At 55.4% G+C, this 5,505-nt stretch carries 5 protein-coding genes; 2 read left to right on the top strand and 3 right to left on the bottom strand.

Annotation, left to right across the window (positions count from 1 at the left end; translation table 11 throughout):
* Positions 1-298: hypothetical protein (locus tag NA8A_RS25220; RefSeq protein WP_157174166.1), on the top strand; the 298-nt coding region annotated here is incomplete at its 5' end.
* A gap of 17 nt (positions 299-315) precedes the next feature.
* Here the strand turns inward: NA8A_RS25220 and NA8A_RS24035 are convergent.
* Positions 316-1,080 (bottom strand): glycoside hydrolase family 108 protein, encoded by a 765-nt coding sequence (locus tag NA8A_RS24035; protein WP_009453045.1) that lies wholly within the window; start codon positions 1,078-1,080, stop codon positions 316-318.
* A 261-nt stretch (positions 1,081-1,341) separates the two neighbouring features.
* Between NA8A_RS24035 and NA8A_RS24030 the strand changes: the two genes are divergently transcribed.
* On the top strand, positions 1,342-2,697 hold the full coding sequence (locus tag NA8A_RS24030) for a hypothetical protein (RefSeq protein WP_009453044.1): 1,356 nt from the start codon (positions 1,342-1,344) through the stop codon (positions 2,695-2,697).
* Here the strand turns inward: NA8A_RS24030 and NA8A_RS24025 are convergent.
* Both NA8A_RS24025 and NA8A_RS24020 read right to left on the bottom strand, forming a co-directional pair.
* On the bottom strand, positions 2,694-5,003 hold the full coding sequence (locus tag NA8A_RS24025; RefSeq protein ID WP_009453043.1) for a NosD domain-containing protein: 2,310 nt from the start codon (positions 5,001-5,003) through the stop codon (positions 2,694-2,696). The two genes, NA8A_RS24030 and NA8A_RS24025, sit on opposite strands and share 4 nt — an antisense overlap.
* 88 nt (positions 5,004-5,091) lie before the next feature.
* Positions 5,092-5,505: hypothetical protein (locus NA8A_RS24020; protein WP_009453042.1), on the bottom strand; the 414-nt coding region annotated here is incomplete at its 5' end.

Genomic DNA, 5,505 nt, shown 5'->3' with positions numbered 1-5,505 from the left:
CCGATCATTCCGGATGATGAAGGCGCGGGTCTCTGCCGAGGGTGACATCCGCTTCCACCCGTCACAGATCGAGGCCGGCGCATTCGTCTGGCAGCCCGCCAAGAGCCCGACAAAGGGCAACAGCATCCATGCCTTGGATTTGTTCATCGGTCGCGTTCCTTTCGCGCAGAGCTTCGACAGATCGGGAGAGGATGGCCTGTCTTTCCGACGCAGCGCCCCGGTGGTGGCCATAGGCGTAGACGCCGGCCACAAGAGCCGTGACCGCCAGAACACCGCCCACGGCTTTCCCTATGGGTGAGAGGATGAAGGCAAGCATCACCCCCGCCCCTCGACGGCGCCTTTGATCTCGCGCACCGCGGCAACGATCTGCGAGCGCAGAGCAACGAGCACGAGCAGAACGACGATCAAAACCACACCGCCAGCGAGGATCGCCTGCCAGTCCATGCCCGTCAGCCAGCCAAGGCCGAGCGCACCCGATCCGAACAGGCCCGTGAGCCATTGCCATAGGCCGGATTTCTTCCTGACTTCCTGCTCGACCTGTTCCGGCACAACAGGCTTGGGTACGGGGACTTCCTTTACGTCTGCCGAATCACGCCGCACATCATCGACACGACGCGTCCAGCCATTCCCGAATGTAGGCCAATGCTTCAGCTTGCGCAGGAACGACATGCGAGCGTCGCAGAGCTTGTTGATGACTTTGGCAGCATCCATGGCAGATACGGCTTCAATAGTCTGCGGACCGACGCGCCCATCGACAGACACACCAGCGATGGATTGCAGATACTTCGCCGCGCGGGCTGGCCCGGAATTCACGGCAAAATCGAACACCGCATAATCGATGCCTGACGGAAGCGCCTGCGCGTTCACCGCCGCCCAATAGTGTCGATAATAGACGGTTGCCACCTGATCATCGGAGATAGCGCGCAGATCGGCCTTGCTGGCGTCCGCCTTCACATAGCGGCGGAAGGTGGCCAGCGTGACCCCATTCATTGTCGCGCCGCCAGGGTCTTTCGGATTGTCGGCCCATCCGCCCTCATGTTTCAGGACAAGCGGAAGCGCCCGCGCGAAATTGCGGTCCATTGCAGTTTCCTTTCTTGGTGGAATGGATGTGCGAGAGAAGCGCGCCTGGCCTTCTTCCCCTCCCGTTCTCTCATTGATGTAGATGGAGAAAGAGGCTAGGTAGGAGCGCATGTTTCTACCAGTTCAAGAGCCGGAATAGATGGCCGAGAGTGCGTTTCATGGATATCTCCTGATGTTCGGTTGATCAGTCTTCGGCTATCGGTGGCGCGATGAATCCACGCTCGCTATAAGCGTTCAATCCACATTGAAGGAATGGCGAGTATGATGGGTAGAGTCGCGGTATTCACGGACAAAGAAAAAGATAGCGCGCTGGCGACTTTAGGTAACGCCTTGTTTAAGCCTGGCACGTTCAATGGTGAAGCGGTAAAGCCGATCACGGCCCTTCAAACCGGCGAGAATCTTCGCGTTCGGCGCGCTGCTGGACGGATCATCCATCGTGTCGTTAACGATATTGGATCGTTGACGTCTCTTGATTGGTCGGCGCTGGACCATGCTGTTGGTATGACAACTACAGCCTCAAATCCTGTCCGCGATGTGAGAAGCTACCTTAGAATAATGAACGGTCTAGCTGACGACCTGAAGGCGGTTGGCCACGCGCGGTCGAGCGCCAAGGACATCATCGAAGCGAACGTTTCAGACAAACTGAAATCGACCGTCAGGCGTATTGCGGACGAGTATCCTTCCCACCTTGCGAAGGGTCTAGCTGAAGCCAAGCTTGCTAGTCTCTACAGCCGACAAGAAGCGCGCGCCATTTACTCTCATTTGCTTTCCGATTCCGAGTTCTTGCCAAGCGCTATCCAGGCAGAGATTGGGGCTGCTACCTATTTCGCGAGTAATGAACTGCCCGACGAGCCGTTTCGTGATGAAGACTTCCAAGCGCGCCTGAGTGAGGCATTAGCCGGTGAAGACCGAGAGGCCTTTCTTGTCCTTTCGGTTGACCCGGTTTTTCTGCGTCATCATGGGACGGCTTGGTTTAATCTAGCCCCGTACCTCCAGTTGCAGAACATTGGCTTGGTTTTCATCGTGGCTGGCGACACTAACGAAACATCGGCGGTGATTGATGAGGCCAGCCAGTTCGTGCGGATGGCCGTTTCGTTCCATGGCGGCGACCCGACCGCTTATTCCCGCGCCGCAATGTTCGTCCCATGCGCCGTGCCAACAGGCGTAGCCGACCATAAGACGTTCTTCGCCTGCGCCAGATACCTATTGCTACCCGCCATTCTCACAGCAACCAACCGCCCTGCGCTAGTCGTTGACGTGGACATGGCTCTGCGGTCAGATCTGTTGCCCTTCCTCAAGAAATTGCGCGAGGCTGATTTCTCAACGCCCTTCTCGAAGGGCCTACATGCGCTGTTCCCCTGGCGGCGCTATATGGCTGGCACCACCTACTTTGGAGAGAGCCACGCGGCGGCAAACGTTGCCCGCGACCTGTCCCGCTACATTTCGCGCGGGCTCGGGGAAGCTGACAGTTGGACGCTCGATCAGAACGCCATGACGTTTGCAGTGGAGCATGCTCTGGAACAAGGCGCGAATGTGGTAGATGCAAACACGCTTGGGCGGCCCCTTTTCCAGGAAGCTATTCGCAGCATGTTTGAGAAGGCCACGCTTGCTGGCTAGGTGATATTGGGTGTCGTCACGTTGTTGGCACCCGCGTCGGATATTTTGGTTCCCGTCGTACCGCGAAGATTGTTTCCTGACACCGTGCACCATTCTGCTGTGCTCAGCAACCGAATACCAATTCCGGAAACCTCCACTACGTTACCAGAAGCAACGCCATCGTCGTCTTCAAATTGAATGCCGGTACTCGTTCCAGTCAATCTATTCCCCGTGATTGTAGCGTCAGTTGATCTAGACCTGATTCCGATACCCCCAATATCACGCAGGGTGTTCCCTGTTATTCCGGCTCTCGTCCCATTCGCTACAATACCAACATCAGTTGTCGTATCGATAAGGTTGCCGACAACAACCGCATCCTCCCCAACAGAAATCCCTTGATATGCTGACTTTATTTGATTGCCGCGCACAATCATCCCGCGAACGCCCAGACCAAGTATTGCCTCTCCCGCAACCCCGATCTGTGTGTTAAAGACATTATCGGCCACAGTAATAGCCGTCGCAGCATTCGACCCACCACCGCTAACCCCTTCACACTTCACGATACGCCGGCAATTTGTGTATTGGTTGCCCAAAACAGCCCCAAATTGGGAGTCTATTTCAAATAGCACCGGATCGTTTTCAATGTTGTAGAAGGTGCAATTGGCAACAACGGCATTCTGCCCAGAGATATCATCTGCGTCTGACGCGAAGCGACCAAAGCGGATCACATGCTGGGTGCAATCTCGGAATGCCGTTCCTACAAATGAGATTTGCCGGCCCTTAGCGCAGTAAATATCTGCTGCAGTATTGTCATGAACGCGACCTCCACGAACTCGTACATCGCGGGTTCCTTGTTCAAAAAATACCGCCCGATCAATAAAATTTAAGACATCAACATCTTTGAGAAATATTCCTATATTCTGATCAAATGACAGCCCGCCACCTGGTTCATTGTTTCCGTCAAGCGCTATCGATTCCAACGATAAATTAGTTGTTGTTGAATCTTGAATTATCCATGTCGCCCCAGTCTTTTTTCTCAGAACAGTCTTGCCAGAACCGACAAGGCTAATGCCCTTCAAGTCAATATCACCAACGACATACACCCCGGATGGTAGGCGTACGGGACCATCTGACTTCGCATCGCTATAGTCGATGGCGTTTTGCAATGCTGCTGTACTATCGCTGGGCGCAACAACAATCCCGAAGTTGCGGGAGATAACTTCATCATCTGCAATTTCCCACCACGCTCCATCAGAAGATTGAAGCTTACCGGCGTGGGTTGGTTCCGCGAGTACCCTTTTGTACAGCGCGCCGCCACCGTCACCGGCTGATACATAGCCAGCGGTGCGAAGAAAATCCTGGCTTGAGATGATTGTTGCCGCCTCGGCGTCAGAAATGGATGCGAAATCAGCTATCCCCAGCACATCCCGCGCATCCCCTTCCGTCTCTGCCTCAAGAAGTTCGAGGCCGGTGGGGCCGGGTGTCACACCATTCAAATCGCCGGCATTGCCAGTGCGAGAGAATTGGAACGCCAATCGCTCGGCATCAACGAACGACGTTGCCCCTGAATGCTGGCTTACCGTGAGTTTCACATAGCCAGAAACGTCTGTAAGTCCGGTGATACTGAAAGTCGCCTGGGTCTCGCTGTCCGGCGCCGTGAGCGTGAGATAGCCCTTGTGCGAGCTCGTGGAGTCATCGAGAGACGCAAGGAAGGCGGAAAGATCGTCGCCGTAGCGATTGATCTTGGAGACAAAGAGCGTCGTCGCGGCGGAGAGATCGGCGTTGTTGGCCCGAATGTTGCCGGCACCCGGGTCGGCGTCTGTGGTCCCATCATCGAACTGGAATGCCACTCCGCCAATGTCGCCGGTCGATCCCTGCGGCCCTGTCACATAGGCCGGATCACTCCAATCGGCGGATGCGCCACTGTCTTTTGAATAGATGGCCGCGCGCCCATCACCAACATCTGAAACCAGAACCTTGAAGCCCTCGGCCTCATCATCATATGCGGCTCGACCGGCAAGGTCGGCCACCTGCGCGTCGAAATCCACGCCACCCAAACCGGTCCCAATGACCTTCAGATACCGCCGACCGATGTTGTCATGCAGGACATTGATGCCATCGTCATCTGCACCCGAGGAAAGATCGAGGCGGAATGTCGCCGCCAGCGACTTGACGAAGATGAACCGGGATTTCTCAAAATCATTGTCGCGCACATCCTGCACGGTATCCACATGCGTGGAGACCTGATCTTTCATGTAGGCGCGAACTTCCGCCGAAACCCAATCGGCACTCTGCTTGAACGCGGTCGAGGGCTTGATGATCGGCATGCGTGGGTTTCCTCACATATGCGCAAGGGCTATCGCGCGCTGATGAAAAGCGCGGCGATGCTCTGCAGATGGTGATTTCAGGTTTGGTTTAGGCCGACGGCGTCAGGCGGCGAATGTTCATGGTGGCGCGGGCAATGCGGCTGCCGGATGCGAGTCCGCCGGATGAGCGCCGAGCCTTCAGGCTAATCGTGTGTGTCGCAACATCGTCCACGGAGATATAATAAAAACTGTCTTCTCGCGCCGAACCAGAGACGAGAGAATCGAAGGTGCCAGTGATTTCAATCAGCACAAACCGCGGTGACGATTCACCATCGAAATATATGCCGATATCAAACTTTGTGGAGGCGCCAGATTGCGCAAGATACGTTTGAATATATGCTTCCCGGATTTGGATTTCCCAAACATCGCCAACTGAGCCAGATAGTCCTGTGGCAGAAAGAATGGCGGTTCCACCTTCAGCATAGGCTACATTCCCGCTCGGCCCATACATCTTGAAGAACTT

Source organism: Nitratireductor indicus C115 (genome assembly GCF_000300515.1).
In the GTDB taxonomy this organism is placed as follows: Bacteria; Pseudomonadota; Alphaproteobacteria; order Rhizobiales; family Rhizobiaceae; genus Nitratireductor; species Nitratireductor indicus.
The sequence above is the reverse complement of the archived record's forward strand: the minus strand, read 5'-3'. Positions and strand labels throughout refer to the sequence as shown.

What these genes read in the sequence shown, in the direction of transcription:
- NA8A_RS24035 (WP_009453045.1), bottom strand. Translation starts at nt 1,080, where the DNA reads ATGGACCGCAATTTCGCGCGGGCGCTTCCGCTTGTCCTGAAACATGAG.
- NA8A_RS24030 (WP_009453044.1), top strand. Translation starts at nt 1,342, where the DNA reads ATGATGGGTAGAGTCGCGGTATTCACGGACAAAGAAAAAGATAGCGCG.
- NA8A_RS24025 (WP_009453043.1), bottom strand. Translation starts at nt 5,003, where the DNA reads ATGCCGATCATCAAGCCCTCGACCGCGTTCAAGCAGAGTGCCGATTGG.